General features: G+C 60.9%; 22 protein-coding genes. 12 read left to right on the top strand and 10 right to left on the bottom strand.

Annotated elements, in window-relative coordinates:
* Positions 1-7: 7 nt before the first annotated feature.
* From AC1DYW_RS20810 to AC1DYW_RS20800, 3 genes are all read right to left on the bottom strand, one after another.
* Positions 8-898 (bottom strand): carbohydrate ABC transporter permease, encoded by an 891-nt coding sequence (locus AC1DYW_RS20810; RefSeq protein ID WP_095087545.1) that lies wholly within the window; start codon positions 896-898, stop codon positions 8-10.
* Positions 895-1,854: a carbohydrate ABC transporter permease gene (locus tag AC1DYW_RS20805; RefSeq protein ID WP_477227465.1), complete on the bottom strand. Its 960-nt coding sequence runs from the start codon at positions 1,852-1,854 to the stop codon at positions 895-897. The genes AC1DYW_RS20810 and AC1DYW_RS20805 overlap by 4 nt, the downstream gene beginning before the upstream one ends.
* 80 nt (positions 1,855-1,934) lie before the next feature.
* Positions 1,935-3,413, bottom strand: coding sequence for an ABC transporter substrate-binding protein (locus AC1DYW_RS20800; protein ID WP_095087549.1), 1,479 nt, complete (start codon positions 3,411-3,413; stop codon positions 1,935-1,937).
* A 214-nt stretch (positions 3,414-3,627) separates the two neighbouring features.
* Between AC1DYW_RS20800 and AC1DYW_RS20795 the strand changes: the two genes are divergently transcribed.
* The 4 genes from AC1DYW_RS20795 to AC1DYW_RS20780 all read left to right on the top strand — a co-directional run bounded on the left by AC1DYW_RS20795 (position 3,628) and on the right by AC1DYW_RS20780 (position 8,217).
* Positions 3,628-4,338: a GntR family transcriptional regulator gene (locus AC1DYW_RS20795; RefSeq protein ID WP_477227464.1), complete on the top strand. Its 711-nt coding sequence runs from the start codon at positions 3,628-3,630 to the stop codon at positions 4,336-4,338.
* Between the two features lie 54 nt (positions 4,339-4,392).
* Positions 4,393-5,559 carry a mandelate racemase/muconate lactonizing enzyme family protein gene (locus AC1DYW_RS20790; protein ID WP_477227463.1) on the top strand — a complete coding sequence of 389 codons (1,167 nt, stop codon included), beginning with the start codon at positions 4,393-4,395 and terminating at the stop codon, positions 5,557-5,559.
* A gap of 64 nt (positions 5,560-5,623) precedes the next feature.
* Entirely contained in the window at positions 5,624-6,982 is a 1,359-nt protein-coding gene (locus AC1DYW_RS20785; protein WP_477227462.1) for a mandelate racemase/muconate lactonizing enzyme family protein, read from the top strand.
* 38 nt (positions 6,983-7,020) lie between these two features.
* Positions 7,021-8,217 (top strand): mandelate racemase/muconate lactonizing enzyme family protein, encoded by a 1,197-nt coding sequence (locus AC1DYW_RS20780; protein WP_477227461.1) that lies wholly within the window; start codon positions 7,021-7,023, stop codon positions 8,215-8,217.
* A 341-nt stretch (positions 8,218-8,558) separates the two neighbouring features.
* On the opposite strand, the gene AC1DYW_RS20775 is transcribed toward AC1DYW_RS20780, so the two are convergent.
* Positions 8,559-9,452, bottom strand: a complete 894-nt coding sequence (locus AC1DYW_RS20775) for a mandelate racemase/muconate lactonizing enzyme family protein (RefSeq protein WP_477227549.1) — start codon at positions 9,450-9,452, stop codon at positions 8,559-8,561.
* Positions 9,453-9,535: 83 nt separating this feature from the next.
* On the opposite strand from AC1DYW_RS20775, the gene AC1DYW_RS20770 reads away from it, so the two are divergent.
* Together AC1DYW_RS20770 and AC1DYW_RS20765 are read left to right on the top strand one after the other, a co-directional pair.
* Positions 9,536-9,757, top strand: a complete 222-nt coding sequence (locus AC1DYW_RS20770; protein ID WP_477227460.1) for a hypothetical protein — start codon at positions 9,536-9,538, stop codon at positions 9,755-9,757.
* A 5-nt stretch (positions 9,758-9,762) separates the two neighbouring features.
* A complete protein-coding gene (locus AC1DYW_RS20765; RefSeq protein WP_477227459.1) occupies positions 9,763-10,464 on the top strand; it encodes a GntR family transcriptional regulator in 702 nt (233 codons plus the stop codon).
* An 18-nt stretch (positions 10,465-10,482) separates the two neighbouring features.
* Here AC1DYW_RS20765 and AC1DYW_RS20760 read toward each other — a convergent pair whose 3' ends face one another.
* The gene (locus AC1DYW_RS20760; RefSeq protein WP_477227458.1) at positions 10,483-11,298 is read right to left on the bottom strand and encodes a helix-turn-helix domain-containing protein; all 816 of its coding nucleotides are present in this window, start codon (positions 11,296-11,298) and stop codon (positions 10,483-10,485) included.
* A gap of 112 nt (positions 11,299-11,410) precedes the next feature.
* On the opposite strand from AC1DYW_RS20760, the gene AC1DYW_RS20755 reads away from it, so the two are divergent.
* On the top strand, positions 11,411-12,301 hold the full coding sequence (locus tag AC1DYW_RS20755; protein WP_477227457.1) for an NAD-dependent epimerase/dehydratase family protein: 891 nt from the start codon (positions 11,411-11,413) through the stop codon (positions 12,299-12,301).
* Positions 12,302-12,337: 36 nt separating this feature from the next.
* Here AC1DYW_RS20755 and AC1DYW_RS20750 read toward each other — a convergent pair whose 3' ends face one another.
* From AC1DYW_RS20750 to AC1DYW_RS20740, 3 genes are read right to left on the bottom strand one after another with little or no spacing between them, the layout of a single operon-like run.
* Positions 12,338-13,153, bottom strand: a complete 816-nt coding sequence (locus AC1DYW_RS20750; protein WP_477227456.1) for an alpha/beta hydrolase — start codon at positions 13,151-13,153, stop codon at positions 12,338-12,340.
* A gap of 9 nt (positions 13,154-13,162) precedes the next feature.
* Positions 13,163-14,650 carry an NAD-dependent succinate-semialdehyde dehydrogenase gene (locus AC1DYW_RS20745; RefSeq protein ID WP_477227455.1) on the bottom strand — a complete coding sequence of 496 codons (1,488 nt, stop codon included), beginning with the start codon at positions 14,648-14,650 and terminating at the stop codon, positions 13,163-13,165.
* Complete coding sequence (locus tag AC1DYW_RS20740) at positions 14,647-15,894, bottom strand: iron-containing alcohol dehydrogenase (protein WP_477227454.1); 1,248 nt, start codon at positions 15,892-15,894, stop codon at positions 14,647-14,649. Before AC1DYW_RS20740 ends, AC1DYW_RS20745 begins: the two co-directional genes overlap by 4 nt.
* 257 nt (positions 15,895-16,151) lie before the next feature.
* Here AC1DYW_RS20740 and AC1DYW_RS20735 point away from each other — a divergent pair, with 257 nt between their 5' ends.
* From AC1DYW_RS20735 to AC1DYW_RS20715, 5 genes are all read left to right on the top strand, one after another.
* Positions 16,152-16,850, top strand: coding sequence for a GntR family transcriptional regulator (locus tag AC1DYW_RS20735; protein ID WP_095087567.1), 699 nt, complete (start codon positions 16,152-16,154; stop codon positions 16,848-16,850).
* A 20-nt stretch (positions 16,851-16,870) separates the two neighbouring features.
* Complete coding sequence (locus tag AC1DYW_RS20730; RefSeq protein ID WP_477227453.1) at positions 16,871-18,436, top strand: sugar ABC transporter ATP-binding protein; 1,566 nt, start codon at positions 16,871-16,873, stop codon at positions 18,434-18,436.
* Positions 18,433-19,425 (top strand): ABC transporter permease, encoded by a 993-nt coding sequence (locus tag AC1DYW_RS20725; protein WP_477227452.1) that lies wholly within the window; start codon positions 18,433-18,435, stop codon positions 19,423-19,425. The genes AC1DYW_RS20730 and AC1DYW_RS20725 overlap by 4 nt, the downstream gene beginning before the upstream one ends.
* A 61-nt stretch (positions 19,426-19,486) precedes the next feature.
* Positions 19,487-20,437 carry a substrate-binding domain-containing protein gene (locus AC1DYW_RS20720; protein ID WP_477227451.1) on the top strand — a complete coding sequence of 317 codons (951 nt, stop codon included), beginning with the start codon at positions 19,487-19,489 and terminating at the stop codon, positions 20,435-20,437.
* 72 nt (positions 20,438-20,509) lie between these two features.
* Positions 20,510-21,103, top strand: a complete 594-nt coding sequence (locus AC1DYW_RS20715; RefSeq protein WP_457154763.1) for a DJ-1/PfpI family protein — start codon at positions 20,510-20,512, stop codon at positions 21,101-21,103.
* 63 nt (positions 21,104-21,166) lie between these two features.
* Here AC1DYW_RS20715 and AC1DYW_RS20710 read toward each other — a convergent pair whose 3' ends face one another.
* Both AC1DYW_RS20710 and AC1DYW_RS20705 read right to left on the bottom strand, forming a co-directional pair.
* Entirely contained in the window at positions 21,167-22,063 is an 897-nt protein-coding gene (locus AC1DYW_RS20710) for an NAD-dependent epimerase/dehydratase family protein (protein WP_477227450.1), read from the bottom strand.
* 88 nt (positions 22,064-22,151) lie between these two features.
* Positions 22,152-23,309 (bottom strand): mandelate racemase/muconate lactonizing enzyme family protein, encoded by a 1,158-nt coding sequence (locus AC1DYW_RS20705; protein ID WP_477227449.1) that lies wholly within the window; start codon positions 23,307-23,309, stop codon positions 22,152-22,154.
* Between the last annotated feature and the right edge of the window lie 199 nt (positions 23,310-23,508).

Genomic DNA, 23,508 nt, shown 5'->3' with positions numbered 1-23,508 from the left:
CAACTCCCTAGTGTTTGACCGCGCCTTCTGTAAGGGCGCGTACGAAGTATCGCTGCAGGACGAGGAACAACACGACGACGGGCACGCTCATCATAAAGCTGGCCGCCATCAGGCCCGGAAAGTCCGTCGTGTTCTCCGAGAAGAAGCGCTGGATGCCGACCGGCAAGGTCAGCTGCTCGTTCTTGGAAAGGAAAGTGTAGGCGTAGATGTACTCGTTCCACGCACCGATGAAGGAATAGATCGCGGTGGCGATGATCCCGGGCGTCGAAAGCGGCATCACGATCAGGATGAAGGCCTGGAACCGCGTTGCCCCGTCGATGCGCGCCGCCTGCTCGAGCTGCACCGGGATGTTGTCGTAGAAGCCCTTGAGCAGCCAGATCGCCAGCGGCAGGCCGAAAGTGAGATAGGTGAGGATCAGCGAGCCATGCGTGTTCACCAGCCCGAGCATGCGCATCAGTATAAACAGCGGCACGAGAAAGATCACAGCCGGGAACATGTTGCGCAGCAGCACGGCGAAGAACAGGAAGTTGCGGCCGGGGAAACGGAAGCGCGAAAACGCGTAGGCCGCCGGGACAGCCACGATCACCGAAAGGATTGTCGTGGCAGTCGAGACGAAAAGGCTGTTCCAGAAGAAGCGGAGGAAGTCCTGGCCGACGCTGTTCTGCGGATCGAGCAGCTTCTGGTAGCTGGCTAGGGTAGGCTCGTCTGGCCACCATTGCGGCGGAAATTGCATCGCCGCGAAGCCGGACTTGATCGAAGTGAGCAGCATCCAGATCATCGGCAACGCGGTGTAAAGCAGCATGAACACAAGGAAGATGCGCCCGCCCCACCGCCATCCGTCGACGCGCATACGGCGACGGGTCTGACCCCGAGGGGCTGTCTCGGCAATCGTGCTCATGCGCTCCCCTCTTTGCGTTCGTTGCCGCTTAGCGCACGGACATAGAAGTAGCCCAGCGTCATCAGGATGAGGAACAGGAGCACCGAATAGGCCGATGCCACGCCCCAGAGCTGTCGTCCGAAGGCGAGCTCATAAATATGGGTGATCCAGATATGCGATGCGTTGGACGGCCCGCCGCCGGTCATGATCCAGGGGATGATGAAGGAATTGAAGTTGGCCACTGCGAGCAGCAGGATGGTCACCGTCGAGACGCTGCTCAGATGCGGGAAGGTGACGTGCCAGAAGCGCTGCCACGCACTGGCCCCGTCGACTTTTGCAGCGCTCAGCAGCTGTTCGGGGACGGTCTGCAGGCCAGCCATCATCATGATCATGGCAAACGGAAACTCGCGCCAGATATTGACGACGATCAGGGAGGGCAGCACCGTGCTGACGTTGTCGATGAAATTCGGCGGCCGGTCGGCCAATCCGAGACCGACCAGCACCGCACCGATGACCCCGAAGTCCGAATGGTAGATCCACTTCCAGATGTAGGAGGCGGCGACCGCACTGATAACCCAGGGAATGATCAGGATAGCGCGCAGGACGCCGCGGCCGATAAAGTCGCGGTGGAGCGCCAGCGCGGAGCCAAACCCCAGGACGAAGGAGATGAAAGTCGATGCCAGTGTCCAGATCATAGTGTTCCAGGTGACTTTCCAGAACACCGGACTGGTGAGGATGTTCGTGTAGTTGTCGAAACCGACGTAGATCTTGTCGCGCAGCTGTAGGCCAGGCGGCGTCTTAAAGAATGACAACTCGATTGTGTAATAGATCGGATAGGCGATGACGATGAGCATCACGGCGATCGCCGGGAGCACGTAGGCGTAGTCGGCGCGATGCTCCCATACCCTCCGCAGCACGCCGGACCTGGCGGATTGCAATCTTCGGCGAGCCTCGGCCTTACCGGTCACGATCGTCACTGTGGCGCGCCCTTATTTTCCTTGGAACGAACCGGCTGCACCGTCGGTGCAGGCCGGTCGAATCGTAAGCCAGGTTCAAACTAGAGTTTGCCTTCCACCAGGCTCTTCACCTTTTCGGCCGCGTCGTCCGCTGCCTGGTCGACGGTCATCGCTCCGGTCAGGGCATTCTGCAGCATGTCCGGGACGATGATGTTCATGATCTCGGGAGACTGCGGCAGCGCTGGAAACGGGATGCCGTATGGCAGCATCGACGTCGTGACATCGAGGAACTTGATGCTGTCCAGACGTTCCTTCATCCATTTGGTCTTGAAGCCGTTGAGGTTGCCCGGGTTCGAGCCGGCGTAGGCCATCTTCAGCGACCATTCAGGGCTCGTCCACATGCAGATGATGGCCTTTGCAGCCGGCTCGTCCACCTTGCCGCCCTCGACATATTCGGGCTTCAGGATGTGAATGTTCGAGCCGCCGAATACAACGGCGCGCTTGCCGTCTGGACCAGTCGGAATCAGCCCGTAGCGCATGTTGTCGATGACGGTCTGCGCCTTGTCCTTGTCGGTGCCCGTTGCCTTTTTCTGCAGGTCTAGCATGACGTTGTAGTCGGACGGGTGCGAGACCATCATGCCGAGTTGGCCGGCGAGGAACAGCGGCTGGTTATCGGCCTGCTGGTTGGTGAGTGCCGACACCGGAACCGACTTGTCGCGAACATACATATCGTACGAGGCTTGCAGCGCCGCCTTGCTCTGGGGACTATTGAGTTCGACCTCCTTGTAGGTCGGGTTTGCGGTGGCTTCGTCGAAGACGCCGCCGCCGTAGGCCCACAGTTGCGGCATGAACCGGTACGGCGTGTTGCCGGCATTCTTGCGAGCCACGAGGCCGTAACCGGAAATGCCGAGCTTGTCGTGGATCTGCTTGGAATATTTGACCACGTCGTCCCAGGTCGCCGGAGCCTTGTCCGGATCGAGGCCGGCACGCTTGAAGACGTCGGCGTTCCAGATGAACGCCATCGTCTCGTTGTTGGTTGGAATGCCGTAGGTCACCCCGTCCCAGGTCACCGCCTTCATGGCGCCGGGCCAGAAATCCTCGGTCGAATACCCCACATCCTCGGGCTTGAGCGGCTGCAGATAGCCCTTTGCGGCGAACTCGGTACCACCCAGGATTTGCAGGCGGACCGCCATCGGCGCGGCATTGCCCAGGAGCGCCGTGCGGAATTTGTCAAGAAGGTCGTTGTAGGTGAGGGCCTGTTCCTCGAGCTGAATGTTTGGATAGGTCTTGCGGAAGGTCTCGAAGAATTCCTTGTAGTACTGGCGCAGGAGGTCGGGATCGCCCTCGAACACGCCCTGATACCAGAAAGTCAGTCGCCCCTTGTAGTCGAGCGGGGTGACTTTGCCGCAATCGGCCGCCGTATCAAAATCCTGCGTGCCCGCAATGGAACGCACATATTCCGGCGACCACTTGCTCAAGTCGACCGGCGGCGCACCCAGCGCCGACGCGGACAGCGATACCACTAAAGCAGTGGAGACAGTGCCGCGCAGGACGGCACCGCCGAGTGTAATCCTCGTCATAGGTATCCTCCAGGTTCTCTCCCATGCCGCTTTGCTTCGGGGCAAGCGGTCCATGCTCGTTCGATCGCGGAACGTCTTCCTGTTCTGTGTATCCCTTCGAGCGCTTTGTACGTTTTCAGATCATGGATTGTCTGTCAACGCGATAAATCGTACATTGTTTATGGAAACCGTGCGTGATATCGATCAAAGTGTGTATTGAATTGGGGAGCCGGCCTTGGCCGAAACAAGCGATTTCAAAGCAGAGCCACCCGCGGGGATTGATCCCATCGGGGCCTCCAGCGAGGGCGCCTCGCTTTATGAACTGATCAGGGAAGACATCATCGAGGGGCGGCTCGCCGCCAACGAGCGGCTTGTGGTGACCGATCTCGCCCGGCGCCACGGCACCTCGACCAACCCCGTGCGCGAGGCTCTGCAGCTGTTGCGCGGGGAGGGCTTTGTCACCTTTGTCGCCAACCGCGGGGCGCGTGTCCGGCCCATAGATCAGGATTTTGTCCGCGATATCTACGAGATCGGAGTCCTGATCGAGCCAGCCCTGACGCGATGGTTTGTGAATATGGCGACCGTCGAAGACATTGCCGAACTCGAACGTATCCAAGGCCTGATTGAAGAGAACAACTTTGCCGACACGTTCAGGCACAGTGAACTCGATACCGCCTTTCACACCGTGATGTACCAGCGGCACTATAACCGCCATGCCGCCGAGCTTTGGTGGAAGCATCGCGAGGTGCTGCGGGCCGTGAGCCGGCGATTCAATTTCACGCTCGCACGGCGCGCCGCAATCCTTCGCGAGCATCGCGAACTCATCGCACTCGTGAAGGCGGGAGAGGCGGACAAGGCCGCCGACCTCATTTCCCGCCATGTCGAGGGTTCCGGCCGGCATGTTCTCGAACAGATGCGTGCGCGCAACGCCGCTCGGGCCGGATAGACTCTCCGATCTGGAACATCGTTAGCCTGACAATCAGATAGAGGTAGTTGAGAGATGAAAATCACGAGCGTTCGGCCGTGGCTGATCAAGTCCGATGCTTCATATTGGGGAGAGTACCTGTTCGTCGAAGTGACGACCGATGAGGGGGCGAGCGGCTGGGGAGAGATCACAACCACCACCAGGCTCGCCAACCGCGCTCTCTGCACGATCCTTCGGCAGATCGGCATCGCCGTGACCGGCGAGGATCCCGCGCGGATCGAGCACCTCTGGCACAAGATTTTCCGCAGCTTCACCTATATGGGCAGCCGCGGCGCCGCCGTCGAATGCGTGAGCGCCATCGACATAGCCCTCTGGGACATCCGGGGCAAAGTCCTTGGTAAGCCGATTTACGAACTGCTGGGTGGACCGGTACGCGATGAAATCGCGCTCTACACCCATCCCAACCAGGCCAAATTTACCAGCAAGGAGGCCGTGGTCCGCGAAATTCGAGACATCGTCGAGTCCGGACACACCGGGCTCAAGTTCGACCCTTTCCCCCATCAGGGTCGCACCGCGGACGGCCTGTCGCGCGAACAGCGGGACGGCTACCTGGACGGCAGCATGACCCGCAAGGACGAGCGCGAAGCGGCCGAACTGACGGCGCTGATCCGCGAGACGGCAGGCCCCGATGTCGACATCCTGATCGATGCGCATGGCCGCTTCGACGTTCCCACCGCCATTCGCCTGTGCCGGAGCCTTGAGGAAGCCGGCCAGATCGACTGGTTCGAGGAGCCTTGCCCGCCAGAGAGCCTCAACGCCCTCAAGCAGGTGCGTGAGAAGGTCAGTGCCGCTATCTCGTGGGGCGAGCGCGGCCACACGAAGTGGGATTTCGTGCCGGTGCTCGAGAACAAGCTCGCTGACTACATCATGCCGGACGTTACCTGGACCGGCGGCATTACCGAACTGAAGAAGATTTCCGCCCTGTGCGAAGCCTATTACATCCCGGTCTCGCCGCACGACGCCGCGGGGCCGATCAACGTGGTTGCGGGAGCGCAGGTGATGATGACGGTGCCTAACTTCTACAAACTCGAAACGTCGGAGTGGAACCTGGGCAAATACGATCACCTGATCGACAGACCGCTCGACGTTTCGAACGGCAGTCTCAAGCTGACGTCGAAGCCTGGTCTCGGCGTTGAGATGAACCGCGACTACCTGCAGGCCAACGAAATCGAGCTGGGCTAAGCAACGCTCCATGCCGCCCCGGCGTGCCTTCGACAAACCCTGCCGACCAGAATGAGGATAAGTCATGCCAAAGACAGGTGGAGCCGACGGGGCGCTCAATCGGGTGAACACGAATTCCAGGCCCAGCGACCTGCGCATCACCGACCTGCGCGTCGCCGAAATCGTCGGCGCGCCGTTCACCTCAGCGCTTATCAAGATCTACACCAACCAGGGCATCGTCGGCCTTGGCGAGGTGCGCGACGGCGCCAGCGCGACCTATGCGCTGATGCTGAAAAGTAGGTTGCTTGGCGAGAACCCTTGCGACATCGACCGACTGTTCCGCCGCATCAAGCAATTTGGCGGTCATGGGCGGCAGGGTGGTGGTGTCTCGGCAATCGAGATCGCTCTCTGGGACCTCGCCGGCAAGGCCTATGGCGTGCCGATCTACCAGATGCTTGGAGGACGGTTCCGAGACAAGGTGCGAGTCTATTGCGACACCGACGCGGACAAGCCCAGCGGCACCGAGACCGGAAAGCGGCTCAAGGCGCGGATGGACCTCGGTTTCACCTTCCTCAAGATGGACCTCGGGCTGGCGCAGATCTCCCACATCCCAGGCGCGGTCGTCGCGCCGGCCGGCGTGCTCGACGGTTTCCGCACGCATGCCGGCCGCGGGCGAGCAGGCACGCTGGACGAGCGCCGGGCGCGTAATGCCGCTTACGACGCGCAGAACGTCCCGCATCCCTTCACCGGCCTCCACTTCACCGAAAAGGGCATTGACCTGCTCGATCAATATATCCACGAGGTCCGCGAGGTGATCGGCTACGAGATCCCGCTCGCTATCGATCATGTCGGGCACGTCTCGCTGCAGGACGGCATCCGTCTCGCCCGGCGGATAGAGAAATACGCGCCAGCCTGGCTCGAGGACGTGATCCCCTGGCAGTACACCGAGCAGTATCGGCGGTTGCAGGAGGCAACGTCCGTGCCGATCTGCACGGGTGAGGACATCTACCTCAAGGAAGGCTTCGAGCCGCTGCTCAACTCAGGGATTTCGGTCATCCATCCGGACTTGCTTACCACCGGCGGCATCCTCGAAACCAAGAAGATCGGCGATGCGGCGCAGGACCATGGCGTTGCCATGGCCATTCACATGGCGGAAAGCCCGATCGCGGCAATGGCCGCTGCGCATGTCGCGGTGGCCACGGAAAACTTCATGGCGCTCGAGTATCATAGCGTGGAAGTGGACTGGTGGGACGACATCGTCACCGGCTTGCCCAAGCCGCTGGTCAAGGACGGGTTCATTACAGTGCCCGACAAGCCGGGCCTGGGCATCGACGACGTGGTCGATGAAGTCATCAGCCAACACCTGCAGGACGGTGTCAAAGGCATCTGGCAGCCGACCGACCACTGGGACGACGAATATTCCTGGGACCGGACCTGGAGCTGACCGCCTCACGTTTTGAGGCAGTGTAGGAAAGGGAAAGTATGAAGATCACCGATCTCAGGTGCGCCGTCATCGGCAAGCACCCCATCGTCCGCATCGTCACCGATGAAGGTCTTTATGGCCTTGGCGAGGTTGAGTACACCAAGCCTTATCTCAAGCCCTGGGTGCTGCATTTTCGCGACGCGCTGATCGGCGAGGACCCGACCGACGTAGAGCGCTGCATGCTGAAGATCCGCCAGCGCGGCTCGTTCAAGCCCTATGGCGCCGCTGTCTCTGCAATCGAGCATGCCTTGTGGGACATCGCCGGCAAGGCGGCAGGCGTTCCGGTCTACAAATTGCTCGGCGGCAAGGTCCGCGACAAGGTGCGGGTCTATAACGGCTCCATCCGCAAAAAAAGGACCGGCGACAGGCCCGAGGACTGTGCGGCGGATGTCAAATGGATGATGGAGCAGCCGCAGAACTTCTTCATGGTGAAGCAGGGGATCAGCTTCCACTCCAACATGAAGACGAGCGTACCCGACTTCCATTACGGTGTCCGGCAGCCGCCGACCTATCACGGCGCGATGGACCAGGGGCAGATCAGCGAGCGCGGCATGGCGCATATGATCGACTGCGTCATCGCCATGAAGGAAGTGCTCGGCGACAAGGTTTCGCTCGCGTTGGATTGCGGCCCCGGCTGGTTCCTGCCCGACGCCATCCGCTTCGCGCAGGCGGTGGAAAAATACAATCTGATGTGGCTCGAGGACATGCTGACGGGCGACTATGTGCCGTGGGTCAATCCGCAGGCCTACCGCGAACTCACCACATCCACCTCCACGCCCATCCACACGGGAGAGCAGATCTACCTGCGCCACAACTTCAAGGAACTGATCGAGACGCAGGCAGTACGCGTCATCGGTCCGGACCCCGCCGATATCGGAGGCATCGCCGAGCTCAAATGGGTCGCCGAGCACGCCTATATGCACTCGATCCTGATGGCGCCGCACGGCACCGCGAATGGCCTCCTCGGTCTCGGCGCGCTGATCAACGTTTGCGCCACCTTGCCCGCCAACTACATCGCCTTCGAATACCCGAGCGCCTCCGACCCATGGTGGAACGACATCGTCATCGGCCTGCCCAAGCAGATTGTGAAGGATTCGATGATTGATCTGCTCGAAGCCCCCGGGCTTGGTCTCGACATCGACGCCAAGGCCGCCAAGAAGCATCTGCTGGAAGAGGACGCCGGGTTCTTCGACTGAAGCGAGACCGAGCCTTACGTGGCCGCCATGCCTTCCGAAGCCGCTGACATACTCGTCATAGTCCCTTGATCAGGACATCAACTATCGCTGCCGCACGAGGCTTACCATTTGCGTCGTCAGTACCGTCAATCAATGTGCCATCGAGCCGGGGAAAATCGTCCTGACGCCCGGTGTCCTTTTTGGGCCCAATCTGGTCAGCTGTGGACGCATAGGAATCTACGTCGGTTTTTGTAACGTCCGCCGACCTCCTATCTGAGATATTAATCACATAATATGAAATATCACAACAGCGTTAACGCCATCTACTCGACAGGTCAGGCTATTCGGAACAGGCGTTATGGTTACAGCGCGGTTCGCGCGTCGACAGGCGGCCTGTCGAGTTGATCGTGCGGCAGCACGTCTGGCTGCGCCCATTGCCTGCGGGCCGCTTCGGAGAGGACAAGGCCATGGCCCGGGCGCTCGGGGGCCTGAATCCACCCATCGACGATTGCCATAGGCTCTTCGACAAGGTGGTTCAGATTCTGGAAGGAATATTCGAGCCACTCGACTTCGGGCAGGGCGCAGGCCATGTGCACCCCGATCTCAAGAAACGTATTGCCAAGGGTCACCGGGATGCCGAGTTCAGCCGCCAGCCAGCCGATGCGCATCACGTCGGTCACCTGCCCATGAACATTCAGCATGTCGGTCGCCCCGGCCTGCATCAACAGGCGCTTGCCGGCGGCATCGAGATATTCGCCTGAATTGATCATGGTTTGGGGGGTTGCCCCCTTGAGCATCCGAAGGCCTTCGAAGTCATGGCGCAGAATCGGATCCTCAACCCATAGGAGTTCGTAGCCAAGGTTATGAATTTTATGGAGTTTTACCGATGCTTCCTTTGCGCCCCAAGCCTCGTTTGCATCGATCATGATCGATGCGCCCGGCCGCACCGTCTTTCTCAACAGCTCCAGCCGGGACAGGTCGCGGTCGAAATCGGGGTGCCCCACCTTGATCTTGAACGCGCGGTACCCGAGGGCGTCGGCATGGGCAAAAAACGCTTGGAACTCATCGTCGCCAAGGTGGAAATCGAGACCTGAGGCATAGGCTCTCACGCGCTTGCGGCGGCTTCCCAGCAGGCTGTGCAACGGTAGGCCGGCCTGCTTGGCGCTCAGATCCCACAAGGCAACCTGAAGGGCTTCTTCGAAAGGCAAGCCGAAGAGGCGCCGGTTGCCGCCGCGGGGCCGCTGGACCCGGTGCACGAGCGCCAAAGGCGGCTGTCCGACAAGACCGGACCAGACCTCTTCCTCAAAACGCGGACGATCTCGGCCTGGGCGGGTAAAGGGTGAAACAAGCTCTGCACAAAGCCCAGTCCGGTTTGGCCGTCCTCGCCAACGAGCTCGAGCGCGGCTACATGAACCGCATCGATGCGCACCTGACTGTCACCTATGATACGGTCACGAGCGAATTGATAACGAGTGATGCGGTATTCTGCGATGCGCATATTAAAGTCTCTATATCTGATATGCCAGAATGTTTTTTAGATATTTCAGATTCAGAGAGGTGAAGCAAGTGGCTGAGCGCGAAAGGAAGCCCGACGGAAACGACGGAGCGGCAGCGGGCCAACGCCTTGGCGATCGTGCCTACACGCGAATTCTCGAAACGCTGTTTGACAGAAAGATCCCCGCAGGGGCTTTTCTGTCGCAGGGCGATCTCGTCAAAATGCTCCAGATCCCGGTTGCGCCGCTGCGCGATGCACTCAAGCTGCTCGAGGCGGAGGGGATCGTCATCATCCACTCGCGGTCGGGCATCCAGTTCGTGAAGCCCGGATTCGAATTGACCAGATCGACCTATCAGTTTCGCAGCATTCTGGAACGGGCGGCGACAGGTGTTTACGCGCAAACGGCCGAAGAGGCGGAATTAGCGGAACTGGAACGACGACATCTGGCGACCATCGAAGAGATCGAGCGCACCGGGCTCACCGACCATGTCAGAGCCGACCTCGAGGAACTCGAGACCTTGCTGCATCACTCCATCATTGCCAGCCTGAACAATCCATTGATCGAGAGTTCTTACAAGCGGCTGCACAACTACGTTCGGCTGATCCGGCTGGACAGAAAAGTCACCGTGCCACTCGTGCTGCAATCCCTGCGCGAGCACATGCAGGTCATCCTGGCATGCAAGGCACGTGACCCGGAGGCGGCAGCAGCGGCGATGCAGGCGCATCTGGCGTCGGCCCTGCAGCGGGGCCTGGGGCTTTACTACGGTTACTAGGCTCAGGACCCTGACGCGTCAGGCAACGGAGCGCGACCGCTTGATGCCGCGAGGCGTTTCGCCGATCTCGCGCCGCATCCAATGGGAAAGGTGCGATTGGTGAGCGAAGCCCGTCAGATGCGCCACCTCGCTGATGCTCAAGTCGCTTGCCAACAGCAACAAACGCGCCCTTTCGACCCGGCGACGAAGCACATAGCGATGAACGGTCAGTCCCGTCGCAGCTTTGAACCAGGTTCTCAGGTGTGAATTGCTGACCCCAGCGACCCTGCTCAATGTTTCCAGGGACAGCGGGGTTTGGATTTGGGCTTCGATGAAATCGACTACACGCTTGAGTTGGATCTCGGACAGACGGCTCGCTCGCTCGGTCTCCTTTTCATCAAGACCCAGCAGGCGAACCGCCAGCGCAACGCCGATGCTGTCCGCGAACAGCGATCCGCTAGGTGTGCCTGAGCGGAAATCGTTCTCGAGCGCGCGAGCGAGATGCTCAATCCGTTCGTCACGGAGAAGGTGACGCGTCTCAAGCCGTCGAAGGCTCCCCGAACCCAGTTCCGCTGCGACGTTCTCCATCAAGGCTGGTGAGAGGCTGAGTTCAATGGTGTTGAACCGCGTCTCGGCTTCAAATCCTCCTTCCTCTCCCGCGGGCACGAGATCGATATCGCCGGCGCGCCGTACGAAATACCTCCCAACCTGGCTGCAATAGGAACGCGTCGCGGCGCTTGCGTGGACGAAGACGCGGTGCCGATGGGCTTGGGGCAATTGGAAGCTGCCGGCCTCAACCTGCAATGCCGCGACGGTAACGGCGTTGGCCGCAGACGAAGCAAACTGCGGATGCATGGGCGGCCTCAACGATTGGCGAAACATGCTGAACATTTGGCGAATGCCGCGCGATTTTCAATGCGTTGCCTCGCTAACGTTGACGCTATCGCAATGTTCGAAGGGATTTGACATGAGTACCTATGTTGTTGTGGGCGCCGGTCCGGTGGGGCTCGAAACCGCTCGCCTGCTTGGAGAAGACGGACATGACGTTGTTCTCACAAGCCGCGGTGTCGGCTCCGTTGATCTGAGGCACGTGCGCTCGGTCCAGGCAGATGCCACGGACGCCGACGCGCTTGCGCGGCTTGGCCGGGGCGCGGACGCCATTTTCATGTGTGCCATGGCCGCCTATGACCGTTGGCCAACTGATTTTTTCCCGATCATGGATGGGGTCACGCGCGCGGCCGAGATGGTCAGCGCAAAACTGATCGTTCTGGGAAATCTCTATGGATACGGCGCAAATGCCAAGGGCCAGCTTCGCCCCGATCTGCCGCTTGATCCCACCTCGCGCAAGGGCACCGTTCGAACCATAATGTGGCAGCGAGCCCTTGGCGCCGGTGTTCCCACCATTGAGGTTCGTTCCAGCGATTACCTTGGGTACGGCGCAGTCACCTACTTCTCGATGTTGGCATTGCCTTCTCTGTTGGAGGCGAAACCCGTTACCTTCCTGGGCAATCTTGATGCGGATCATGCCTGGACCTTCACGAAGGACGTGGCCAGAACACTTGTGGCTGCCTCATCCTATGCTGGAGAATGGGGGCGTGCATTTCACGTTCCGTCCCAGCATGCTTCGCCCCGGGTCGTCATGGAGAAGACCTCGGCGATGCTGGGAAAAAAACTTCCCGAAGTCAGCACCTACACGCATGCCCAGATGGACGCGTTGGGGATGCACGAACTCGTGGAAATGAGCTACCTCTTCGAAAGTCCGCTGCTGGTCGATTCCTCCGATTCCGAGGCGATCCTCGGAGTGTCGGCACAGAGTGTTGATGTCATGATCGCCGACACGCTTCGCGAACATATCTAGTTGCATGCCGGGCATGGCCGGCATGGCTGACCGGTTTCAGGCTGCCACGAGGCGGGCCAGCAGTGACGCGGCATCGGTGCCGGCCAAGCCAAGGTCGCGGACGCTGCTCATGTGGTTGGCCGCTGCAAGGGTCGTGCGCGAAACATCCAGTCCTTGTTGCTCCAGGTGGTCCGCATAGATTGCGGCCTGGCCGTGGAAGGGGGGCGTTTCGTCGGCTCCGACCGAGATCTCGACAGCCACTGATGGATCAAAGGTTTCGCTGATCGGCGAGAACAGGCGGACCTCCTCGTCTGTGATCGCAATTTCGCTGGCAAGGAATGAGGTCTGCAATGGTTTCAGGTCATAGAGGCCGCCAAGCAGCAGTGCGGCTCTAATGCCGGATGGCCGGCTATCGTCGTCAAAAAGCATTGTTGCCAGATGCGCTCCGGCTGAATGACCGCTAACGGTCAGCCGGCCGGGATCGCCCCCATAGTCCGCGATGTGGTCGGCTACCCACTGTCTGGCGCGGCGTACCTGGTCCACGATCGCCGCCATTCTAACGGCGGGCATGAGGGCGAAGTCGACAATGACCGCGATCGCACCTGCAGAGGTGACGGTCTCGGCGACATAGGAATAGTCGCGTTTGGAGAACATCCTCCAGTAGCCACCGTGGATGAACATGTGCACCGGCAGGCGCTCGCGTTTGCCTTTCGGGAAGAACAGATCAACGGTTTCAGTTGCATCAGGTCCGTAGGCTACGTCGGCGACCATGGGTATGTTCGCCCTGCTTTGTGTGCTGCGGCGAACAATCTCGGCGACGATGGCGTCGAACTCGGCCACGTGATCGCGAATGCGGAACGGATCTTTTTGCATCGTATCTGCTCAGATGGTCACGGCGATGTACTTCGCCTCCATGAACTCGGCAACGCCGTGCTTCTGCCCACCTTCGCGGCCCAGTCCGCTCTGCTTGACCCCGCCAAAGGGCGCCGCAGGATCCGACATCAGGCCGCGGTTCAGGGCGATCATGCCCGACTCGATCTTCGATGCCACACGCATCCCCCTGCCCAGGTCGCGCGTATAGATGTAGGCGGCGAGGCCGTATTCGGTGTCGTTGGCCTTTGCGATCACTTCCGCCTCGCTGTCGAAGCGCAGAAGCGGAGCCACCGGACCGAATATCTCCTCATGGGCCATGACGGCGTCAGGGGGCACGTCGCGAAGCACTGTCGGCGGGTAGAAGTAGCCCTTGCCTTCGGTGACCGTCCCTCCGCACAGAACCTTGGCGCCACGGGCAACTGCGTCCTGGACGAGCCGATCGATCTTGTCCACGGCCTTCCTGGTGATCATCGGGCCGCACTCGGTTTCCGAGTCTGTGCCAGGGCCTACTTGGAGGGCTGCCATGCGTTTGCGCAATCCATCGGCGAAGGCATCATGGATGCCGGCCTGGACGTAAAGCCGGTTGGCGGCGGTGCAGGCTTCGCCGGCATTGCGCATCTTGGCAACCATCGCACCGTCGAGCGCTGCCTCCAGGTCGGCGTCGTCGAACACAACGAACGGTGCGTTGCCGCCAAGTTCCATCGAACAGGAGATGACGTGTTTTGCGGCTTCGGCCAGGAGCACGCGGCCGATGCCTGTCGAGCCGGTGAATGACAGTTTTCTCACTCTTGGGTCGGCAAGCATGGCGGCCGTCACCGAACCGGGGCTTGAGGTCGTCAGGACGTTGACGACGCCAGGCGGCACGCCTGCTTCCTCATAGATGGCTGCAAGCGCGTAGGCCGTCAGCGGCGTCTCGCTGGCGGGCTTCAAGATCACGGTGCAGCCTGCCGCGAGCGCCGGCGCGATTTTGCGTGTCGCCATGGCGGCGGGGAAATTCCATGGCGTGATAAGCACGCAAATGCCGATGGGCTGATAGTCGACGACGATCCGGTTCGCGCCCGAGGGGGCGAGACCGAACTCGCCGCTGATGCGAACAGCCTCCTCGGCGTTCCAGCGAAAAAATTCCGCCGCGTAGGCAACTTCGCCGCGCGCATCGCGCAGTGCCTTGCCGTTTTCCAGCGAGATCAGCGCAGCCAACGTGTCCGCCCGTTCGGTCATCAGTTCGAAGCAACGCCGCAGGATTTCCGAACGCCTGCGTGGCGGGGTTTCACGCCAACCGGCCGCTGCCTTCGCAGCCGCGTCGACGGCGAGGGCAGCATCGGCGAGCGTGGCGTCGGGAACCGCCGCGATCACCGCCTCGGTCGATGGATCGATCACTTCAATCACACGGCCATCCGACGACGGCTGCCAGCGGCCACCAATGTAGAGACCGTGCGAAAACGTGGCGTAGTCGGACATACTTTCATCCTCGTCGAATATGTCTGCGGAAATGTTCATTGGACCAGCTCCTGTCGCATCGTGGCTGCAGACATATCGCCGTCGTAAGCGGCTCTGATCAGTTGTCGCATCGCGGTGAGGTCGAAGGGGCGGGGATTGTTCTTGATCAGCCGGTCGATGCCGAACGCCTGCTCGGCCGTCCAGTCGATCCTGTCCTCGGGAAGACCAAGTTCAGCCAATGTCGGCGTGATGCCGATGGCACCGAACAGCCGGCTTACCTCGCTTATGGTGGCAAGCGCCAGCGCATCAGGTCCGCTGCTGCTCCGATCGGACAGGCCGAGGGCGGTGCCGACTTCACCAATCTCCGTAGACGCTGCCGCAAGATTGTATGACATCACATAAGGCATCATGGTGGCGACGCCGAGCCCATGCGGCGTGTGAGTGAGAGCGCCGACGGGATACTGCACCGCATGAGCGGCAGCTGTTCCAGCCGTGCCGAATGCGCAGCCTGCGGCCAGCGCCCCCATCATGACGTCGGCGCGTGCATTTTCGTCAGATCCGTCGCGATATGCCTTTTCCAGGCTGCGGCCCAGCAATCTGATGGCCAGAAGTGCGAAATGGTCGGTCAGGGCGCTCTTGCCGACGAAGACATGTCGTTGCGGCAAATTTGGATCAGTGCCGCGCTTGGCCGCTGTGAAGGCTTCGATTGCATGCGTCAGCGCGTCGGCACCGGCGATCGCCGTCAGGGAAGGTGGACATGTGGCCGTGAGATCCGGATCGCAGAGTGCCACCGCGGCAATGAGATGAGGGCTCGAGATGCCGACTTTCAGCGTTCGCTCCGGATCGGATATCACGGCGACGGGGGTCACCTCCGAGCCGGTGCCAGCCGTCGTCGGCACAGCGATCACGGGAAGGGTAGGGCCCGGCACCTTGAACTCCCCATAGTAGTCTTGAAGCCTGCCGCCATGGCTGAGCAAAAGCGCGGCGCATTTTGCCATGTCGAGGCAGCTGCCGCCGCCGATCCCGATGACCATGTCCGGCTTGTAGTCCATCGCCTCCGCAACGCAGGCGGCGACGCTATCGCGGGGCACATCCGGCAGCGTTCGATCGTAGACCAGCGTCTCCACCGCGGCTTCGCGCAGGCCGGCAAGAATCACGGCGAACTCAGCTGTCGTGGCGAAACGCTCATCAGTGCAGACGAACGCACGCCGTCCATACTTGGCGGCAACGGCGGGCAGCACATGGCGCTGGCCTTTGCCGAACAGGATCTCGCGCGGCAGGCGCACGGCTGCGAACAACGTCATGGACAGAATCCTTCGAAGAGAGGTTGAAAACTGAGTGAATTGGGGCAGAGACCGGCCCCGATCTCGAAGTCGTCGTTCAAAGCGCGAGCGCGCCTGCCGGACGCCCCGAAACCGGGGACGATGCCTGGAAGCGCGAGATCTGCTCTCGCGGCGCCTTGAGTTGGTTTCACGGATATCCCCTATAAAATCGTATAGGATATAGTATTGAATTGGCCGGAGCATCATGTTAGTGGGTGCTCCTGTCAAGAGGTAAAACCATGCAGAACCCCGACCTGACGGTTGACAATGAAGCCCGCCTGAGCGGCCGCATTCAGCGTGCCAACAGCCTGGCTGGCGACGTGTACGAGGCGATCTTCGGGCAATTGATGTCACTGCGGATTGCTCCGGGATCGCGCATCACCGTCGATAATCTCGTCAAGGAATTCAACGTCTCGCATACTCCCATTCGCGAAGCGCTTGGCCGGCTGGAAGGCGAGGGGCTGGTGGTCAAGACCCACCTGATCGGCTTTCGGGCCGCACCGCAGATCACCCGCCGCCGCTTTGACGAGCTCTATGAGCTGCGTCTTCTGCTCGAGCCCGCTGCGGCAGCCAAAGCCACCGCAACGCTCGATGATGAGCGTCTAGCCGTGCTGCAGGAGGCCGCAGGCGTCATGGCCCGGCGAGTGGGGAAGGACGAACGCCTGCGCTATTCGAACTTCGCCCGCCAGGATGCGATCTTCCATGACAAGATCGTGGAGTTCGCTCAGAACGAGCTCATTCGCGAGACCCTGAATCACCAGCATACCCACTTCCACATCTTCCGCCTGATGTACCACTCGCGAGTGACCGAAGAGGCGCTCGACGAACACGAGGCAATTCTCGCCGCCTTTTCCGCGGGTGACCCGGACGCCGCCGAAAAAGCGATGCGTGTGCACATCGAGAATTCCCGGGACCGGCTCCTGCCCGCGTTCGAGTAGCCGTTGCGATGTCCCTTGCCATGCGATTTGAGACAGATACCGGCACCTTGCCGGCGCGGCCTGAACGGCAAGCTGAGCCCGTGCTGCGCGCCGAGGGCCTTTCAAGGAAATACGGCCCGGTCACAGTACTCTCGGATGTGACGCTGGATATCTTGCCAGGCGAGATCCATGCGATCATCGGGGAGAACGGCGCGGGCAAGTCGACCTTCATGCGACTGCTGTCCGGCTACATCGAGCCGACCCAAGGCATGTTGTCCATGGCCGGAAATCGGGTGCGATTCACCAAGCCTGATCAGGCTCAGGCAGCCGGCATTGCGCTCGTTCACCAGGAAATCCTGTTGGCCGAAGCACTCACCGTTGCCGACAACCTTTTCCTCGGCCGAGAACTTACGAGGGGCGGCCTTGTCGACGACAAGGGCATGCGTCGTATCGCAGTGGCGAAACTGGCTGAGATCGGCTGCGCGGTGTCGCCAACCGCATTGGTGCGAGACATCTCACTGGCCGACCGCCAGCTCGTCCAGATCGCCCGTGCTTTGCTCGACGAGCATCGCCTCGTCATCTTTGACGAGCCGACAGCGGTGCTGACCGGGGAGGAAGTCGAGCGCCTGCTCGCCATCATCTTTGGCCTCAAGTCGCGCGGCATTGCCGTCCTCTATATCAGTCACCGCCTCGACGAGGTTCAGCGGCTGGCAGACAAGGTGACTGTCTTGCGTGACGGCAAGATGGTGGGCACCTACCCGGGGCATTCATTGAGCCAGTTCGACATGGCGCGGCTCATGGTGGGGCGTGAGCTCGCCGCGCTCTATCCGCAGAAGCGCGCAGTGCGGACGAACCAGCCAATGCTGAGCGTGCGGAACGCAAGGGTGCCCGGCTACGTCCAGGACGTGTCCTTCACCGTTCACAAGGGCGAGATCCTCGGCTTTGCCGGGATGATCGGGGCAGGGCGGACCGAGCTCTTCGAAGGCATCCTGGGTTTGCGGCCGGCGAATGCGGCCATCGAGCTGAACGGTTCCCCAGTGCATATTCGTTCGCAGCGGGAAGCCATGGATGCCGGCATCGGCTACCTGACGGAGGACCGCAAGGGCAAGGGTCTGCTCCTGCAGGAAGAGTTGGCGCCGAACCTCACTCTATCCGCGCTTGCCCGCTTTCATCCCGGTCTCATGGTTCGACGGCGCTCCGAGGCGCAGGCGCTGGCGCAAGCCGTTTCCAGCTACGACATCCGGGTGAAGAGCCTGAATGTCAAAGCCGGACAGCTTTCAGGCGGCAATCAGCAGAAGCTGCTTCTGGCCAAGGTCCTGCTGACCGAACCTTCAGTCGTCGTCATCGATGAGCCGACGCGCGGCATCGATATCGCCAACAAGGCCCAGATCTACGCCTTCATCCAGGAATTGGTCGACCAGGGCAAAGCCTGCGTCGTCATCTCCTCGGAGATGCAGGAGTTGGTCGGCATCTGCGATCGCATCCTGGTGATGCGGGAGGGCAGGATCAGCGGCGAGGTATCGGGTGAGGCGATGACCGAGAGCAACATCGCGCTGCTTGCGACCAGCGAGAGGGGTCACGACGTTGCCCCCGGAGGAAAACCGTGACCGCACTGACAAGTTCCACGCCAGCCCGCACCGAACGACAATACCATGTTTCGTGGGCCGATGCCGGACCCTTCCTCGCGCTCGTCGCGCTGCTGGTCATCGGCTTTCTGGTCAATCCGGATTTCCTCTCGGCGACCAATCTCGGCAACGTCGTCACGCGCAGCGCCTACGTCGCGATCATCGCCGTTGGCGCGACGTTCGTGATTTCCTCCGGCGGCCTCGACCTCTCCGTCGGTTCGATGGTCGCCTTCATCGCGGGCATTACGATCATGTTCATGAACATGATGGCGCCGAGCCTCGGTCTGTGGGCAATCCCCGCGGGTGTGGCGATGGCGGTCGCCGCAGGTCTGCTATGCGGACTGGCCAACGGTCTGATCGTCACCGTCGGGAGGATCGAGCCGTTCATTGCCACGCTCGGCACGATGGGCATTTTTCGGGCACTGATCACCTATATGACGAATGGCGGCACGATCCCTATCGATCGATCGCTGCGGGAGGCCTACAGGCCGGTCTATTTCGGTACCCTCGCCGGCATTCCGGTTCCGATCCTGATTTCGGCCGTTGTGGCATCGATCGGCGCCTTCGTACTCTACAAGACCAAATACGGCCGCAAATGCGCGGCTGTCGGCGCCAATGAGGACGTCGCCCGCTATTCGGGCATCTCGGTCATCAAGACGCGAACCATCGCCTTCGTCATCCAGGGCGTGTGCGTCGCCGTCGCCGCCATCTGTTACGTGCCAAGGCTTGGAGCGGCGACCCCGACCACCGGAGTGCTGTGGGAGCTGCAGGTGATAACCGCCGTGGTCATCGGCGGGACCGCCCTTCGCGGCGGCAAGGGCCACATTTGGGGAACGGTCGCAGGTGCGGTGATCCTCGAGCTCATCGCCAACCTGATGGTGCTGTCCGATTTCGTCTCCGAATACCTGGTCGCCGCGGTGCAGGGCGTCATCATCATTATCGCCATGCTCGTGCAGCGGTTTTCGAAATAACCCGTCCTCGGACCCGACGGGTGCCTTGTGTTGTCTGGTCCATATCTCTGGGAGGTAGTTGATGTTTAGTAGAAAATGGGTCGCGGCCGCGGCTGCTGGCGCGCTGTTGTTGGCCGGCCAGGCGCTTGCAGCCGACAAGAAGGTGGTGGCGGTCTCGATCCCAGCGGCGGATCATGGCTGGACGGCTGGAATCGTCTACCACGCACAGGCTGCCGCCAAGGAAATCAACGCGGCGTTTCCCGATGTCGAGGTGGTCGTCAAGACCTCGCCATCGGCGGCAGAGCAGGTGAGCGCGCTGGAGGATTTGTCCGCCAGCCGCAAGCTCGATGCCCTGGTCATCCTGCCGTACACGTCCGAGGAACTGACGCAGCCGGTCAAGGCCATCAAGGACATGGGGACGTTCATCACCGTCGTCGATCGGGGCCTGACCGATGCCTCGATCCAGGACCTCTACCTCGCCGGCGACAATATCGCGGTGGGCACCAACACAGCGAAGTTCATGATCGACAAGCTGGGTGGCAAGGGTGACCTCGTCGTGCTGCGCGGCATTCCGACCGTCATCGACGACGAGCGCATCAAGGGCTTCGAGGATACGATCAAGGGCACCGGCCTGAAGGTACTCGACATTCAGTATGCCCACTGGAACAGCGACGAAGCCTTCAAGCTCATGCAGGACTACCTGGCCAAGTATCCGCATATCGACGCGGTCTGGGCCAACGATGACGACATGCTGCTCGGCGTGCTGGAGGCCGTGAAGCAGTCGGGCCGGACGGACATCAAGCTGGCGCTCGGCGGCAACGGCATGAAGGATATCGTCAAGAAAGTGATCGACGGCGATGCAATGACGCCGGTCGAGACGCCATACCCGCCGTCGATGATCAAGACGGCAATCTATATGACCGTCGCCAATCTGATTGGCCAGGCGCCGGTCCGCGGCACGGTCAAGCTTGACGCACCGCTGATCACCCAGGCCAACGCCAAGGAATACTACTTCCCCGACTCCCCGTTCTGATCCCGACTTCGACCCCTTAGGGGCAAGACGCGGGTGCGCCTTGCCCATCACAAACACCGAGAGGAAAGAGCCATGCCAGGCAAAAAAATCCTGATGCTGACAGGTGAGTTCACCGAGGAATATGAAATCTTCGTCTACCAGCAGGCGATGGAGGCCGTCGGCCACACTGTTCATGTCGTCTGCCCCGACAAAAACGCCGGCGACTTGATCAAGACCTCGCTGCACGACTTCGAAGGCGACCAGACCTACACGGAAAAACCCGGTCACAACGCACTGATCAACAAGACTTTTTCCGAGGCCGAGAAGCAGCTTGACCAATATCATGCGGTCTACTGCGCCGGCGGGCGCGGACCGGAATACATCCGCACCGACAAGCGCGTGCAGGCGATGGTCCGCCACTTCCACGAGGCGAAGAAGCCGATATTTACGATCTGCCACGGCGTCCAGATCCTGGTTGCCGTGGACGGCGTCGTCCGCGGCAAGAAGGTCGGCGCGCTAGGGGCTTGCGAGCCGGAGGTGACGCTTGCTGGCGGCACCTACATCGATCTCTCTCCGACCGATGCCTATGTGGATGGGACGATGGTTTCGGCCAAAGGTTGGACGGCGCTTGCAGCCTTCATCCGCGAATGCCTGAAGGTGCTGGGAACGGAAATACGCCACACGTGAGCCTGGCCCGACGCATTCCTCAGGGGATGCGTCGGTTCCCTCGATGGGCCACGTCGTGGGCCGTCATGAACCCGCCGGGCGCGTTCGCCAATCATGTTCCTGTCTGAACCCCAGGACCTCGCGCAGCTTTCGATTTGAGATTGGCCCCTCGAACACGCCCATGGAGCGAGTAATCGGCGTGTCGGGCGCGTGCTTCTTGAGAAACTCTGCCGTTGGTGTGTCCGAGACGATGTTGTCGTTGACGGCGTTGAATACCTGGAACCCCAAACCGTCCTTCTCGATGCACAAATGCACGATCTGGCCCAGGTCGCGCGCGTCCATATAGGTCCAGCCGTCGCGCCGCCGCTTTGAGGGTTCGGCCAGGAACTCCGGAAACCGGGCGTAGTCCTGCGGTTCGACAACGCCGCCGATCCTCAGAGCGTAGATATCGCTCCCTGTGCGGGTAGCGAAGGAGCGCGCGATCTTCTCGCCGAGGACTTTTGAAAGGCCATAGCTGTCGGTCGGATCGGTGTCGTAGTCCTCTTCCACCGGAAACGATGTGAAGTCGCGTTCGCCTTCGGCAAAGCACACGCCATAGACCGTTTCGCTGGAAGCTGTGACGATCTTGCGGATGCCGAGTTTGGTGGCGGCCTCGATCACATTGTAGGTCGACTGCACATTGGCGGCGAACATGGCGTTGTCCGGCCGCAGGAATATCCGCGGGATCGCTGCGAAATGGACCACGGCGTCGACCGGGCCGCGGCCCTTTCCGCCGAAATATTCCTTGAAGCCGAAATGCAGCGTCAGCGCATTATAGGTCTCGCCGGCATCCGCAAGGTTGGTGATCACAGTCTCCACCCCAGGCACATCGAGAGGTGTGAGGTCGAGGTTCAGAACCTGATGCCCACGTTCGAGCAGATAGGGTATGACGTGGCGGCCGATCTTGCCGCTGCCACCGGTGAAAACGATCCGCTTGCCCATGGTTTCCTCCCAACGGACCTTATGCGTCGAGCGGCAGAAACTCGGCCAGAAGGCATTTCCGCCCGGTCACACATTATCCGGTCAGCGCCTATTCAAAGATGCCATAACCAGGCACGGCGTATTTGTGCACGCCGTCCATGTTGAGCTCGACACCGATGCCGGGCGTGTCGGGTATGACGATGTGGCCATCCTCGACGATCGACCTGGCGCCATCCGGCAGGCGCACATAGCTATCCCACGCTTCCCGCTCCTCGAGGGCATGCCACTCCAGCACGAGGAAGTTCGGCACGCTCGCGCACACATGGCATGTCGCCATCGTGCCAAGCGGTGTCGACACAAGATGCGGTGCGAATGGCACATAATACATTTCAGCGAGGTTCGCGATCTTGCGGCTTTCGGCAAGGCCGCCGCATTTCGGCACGTCGGGCATGATGATGTCGGCGCCATAATTCTGGAACAGCTCGCGGAAACCCCAGCGCAGGTAGAGATTTTCGCCGACGCAGATTGGCGTCTTGGTTCGCATGCGGACCTGTTTCAGGGCCTCGACGTTCTCAGCCGGAATTGGCTCTTCCAGCCACAAAAGGTTGAACCGCTCCATCTCCGACGCTATGCGGCTGGCGCTGAGTACGTCGTAGCGCGCGTGCAGGTCGATGCAGAGATCGACGTCAGGACCGATCGCGTCGCGCACCGCCGCAACGCGCTCCACCATTGAGCGGAGCTCGGCGCCGTTGATGGTGTGGTTCACCGCATCGAACTTTGCCGGATGGCGCACGTTGTCGATGTCGAATTTCACCGCCGTGAAGCCCTCGGCCACTATGCGGCGGGCGCGCGTTGCGCACCCCTGCGGCGATCCCGCTTCGTCATCACCGTGGCCGCAATCGGCATAAAGCCTTATCCGGTCGCGGAACTTGCCGCCGAACATGCGATAGAGCGGCTGCCCCGCCGCCTTCGCCGCCACGTCCCACAGCGCCATTTCAAGCCCGGTCAGCGCGATGAGAAAGACGCCGGCCTGCGCACCGGAAAAGACATGGTCGCGACGGATCTTGTCCCAGCAATATTCGACGTTGCGGGGATCCTGGCCAATGAGTTCCGACTTCAATTCCGAAATAAGTCCGACGATCGCGGCCGCGCCCGCGTCGGGATTTGCCTCGCCATAGCCGGAGATACCGGCGTCGGTATCGATACGGATCAGGGTCGCCTTGCCGTGATAGGCGACGACCGCCGTCTTGATGTCCACGATCTTCATCGAAGCTCCTCCCGAGGGTGACTCACCCATACCTGTGCACTCACCTTGCGGGTAAGGCCTCAACTTGTCCGATGAGCATATAAGAAGAGAAGATGAAACGTAAACCCCTTTTTCCGACCGTTTTGCCGAATGTGTTTTTGGCTGTTGCGCCGGCGCAGGACGGTTTAACGGCCCGGATGGTGGAAATTTCTATCTCCGA

It is taken from the genome of Mesorhizobium sp. P2_D5 (assembly GCF_056404355.1).
The sequence above is the reverse complement of the archived record's forward strand: the minus strand, read 5'-3'. Positions and strand labels throughout refer to the sequence as shown.